General features: G+C 72.6%; 1 protein-coding gene and 1 pseudogene. Both read right to left on the bottom strand.

Annotation, left to right across the window (positions count from 1 at the left end; all coding sequences use genetic code 11):
• Positions 1 to 620 (bottom strand): annotated as a pseudogene (locus WBA11_RS19480) (hypothetical protein); the annotation flags it as partial.
• A gap of 4 nt (positions 621 to 624) precedes the next feature.
• Positions 625 to 1,539 (bottom strand): universal stress protein, encoded by a 915-nt coding sequence (locus WBA11_RS19475; protein ID WP_424522291.1) that lies wholly within the window; start codon positions 1,537 to 1,539, stop codon positions 625 to 627.
• Between the last annotated feature and the right edge of the window lie 91 nt (positions 1,540 to 1,630).

The following is a 1,630-nucleotide window of genomic DNA, read 5'->3' as shown; positions in this document are numbered from 1 at the left end:
GCCCCGCCCTCGAGGGTAGACGCGACCTCGAGGACGAGCCAACGACCTCGAGGACGAGACGTGTCAAGTTGTCTCGGCGGCGGCTTCGCGCGCCCGCGCCGGCGTGGTCTGACTCGATGATCAAGAGGTGAAACGAGGCGAGCGAGGAGGCCGAGGGGCACGCCGAGGTCGGCGAACGGGTCGCGGTTGGTGTGGCGAAGCTTGATGGCACGGAAGAGGGCCTCCTCGTGGCGCGTCGCGGGAGCCGGCCCCGCCAGCCGGAACGTTGCTACCAGGCCGTCCTCGAGGCCGATCCCGGAACCGGCGTACTCGACGCGGTCGGCGTAATCGTAGTGGCGCGCGGCCAGCCGCAGCGTGAACAGTGCCGCGCCGCACGAGATCACGGCCTCGCGACCGTCCGGGTCCACGGTCTGCAAGACCCGGGCGCGGTCCACGGAGACCTCGACGCGCGGGTCGCTCCCACCGACGACGCGGAACCGCCACGGCTGGGTGTTGAGGACGCTCGGGGCGTGGACGGCCCACAGTAGCATCGCCGCGAGTTGATCGTGGACGGGTCCGTCGGCGGGGAAGTCGGCGTCGGTGACGGCCCGGGGGCCTTCGGGAGGGGAGGACAAGGACATGGCTCTAGACGTCGTGGTTGGCGAGGACGTCGGCCAGCTCCAGGCTGGGCCGGGCGACGGGACGCTCGACCTCGAGGTCGGGCGCGAGCGGGATCCGACCGAACGAGGGGAGCGAGAGCACGGGACAGGGCGCGCGGCGGAGGACGGCCTCGGCCACGCTCCCCGTGGCCAGGCGCGCGAGACCGGTCCGGCCATGCGTCGGCGTGACCATCAGCCCCGACCCGAGCCGCTCGGCTTCCTCGAGGATGGTCGGGACAGGTGGCCCCACGCGCGTCACGATCTCGCCGACGCGGCCGTCCTCGACGTGCTGCTGGACCAAGCCACGCAGGGCGCGACCGGCGCTCGAAACGACATCCGGGTAGGTGCCGGGAAACTGGAGCCCGATCCCGTACACGCCTGGGATGTCGGGGACGTAGACGGCGTGGACGACGTCGACCGTCGCGTCGTAGAGCGCCGCGAGCGCATCGGCGACGGCCAGGGCAGACGCGCTCGAGGCCGAGAAGTCGACGGGGACCAGCACGCGGTCGACGGTCGCCGGGACCGACCGCTCGGCGTCGATGCCGACCGCCAGCACCGGGCAGTCAGCCCCACGAACGACCCGCTCTGTCGTGCTCCCGACGGCGATCCGGACTACGCCGCGCCGCCCGTGCGTGCCCATCACCACGAGATCGGCGTGGCGCGACCGCTCAAGAATGGCCTCGGCGGGGTCCGGCGAACGGACGATCCTGTCGTCGCGCTCCACGCCGCTGGCCGAGTGGTAGAGGCCCGCACGGTCTCGGGCGTCGCCGGTAACCGGGGCGACGTGGACGACCTCGAGGACGGCGTCCAAGCGCTCGGCCAAGAACGCGGCGTGCGCGAACGCTCGGTCGGCACACGGGGCGTAGTCCGTGGGGAACAGGACGCGGCGGATCTGGAGCACGGCAGCGGCGGCGGTGGAGTCTCAGGCTAGGGAGCACCCCGACCACCCCTTGCCAGGGGGCCGCCGACGGCGGCGTCTCCATTCTCTGCCC

Origin of the sequence: Rubrivirga sp. (assembly GCF_049648075.1) — a bacterium.
GTDB lineage: Bacteria > Bacteroidota > Rhodothermia > Rhodothermales > Rubricoccaceae > Rubrivirga.
Note: the sequence above shows the minus strand (reverse complement) of the source record. Positions and strands in the feature narration are given on the sequence as shown.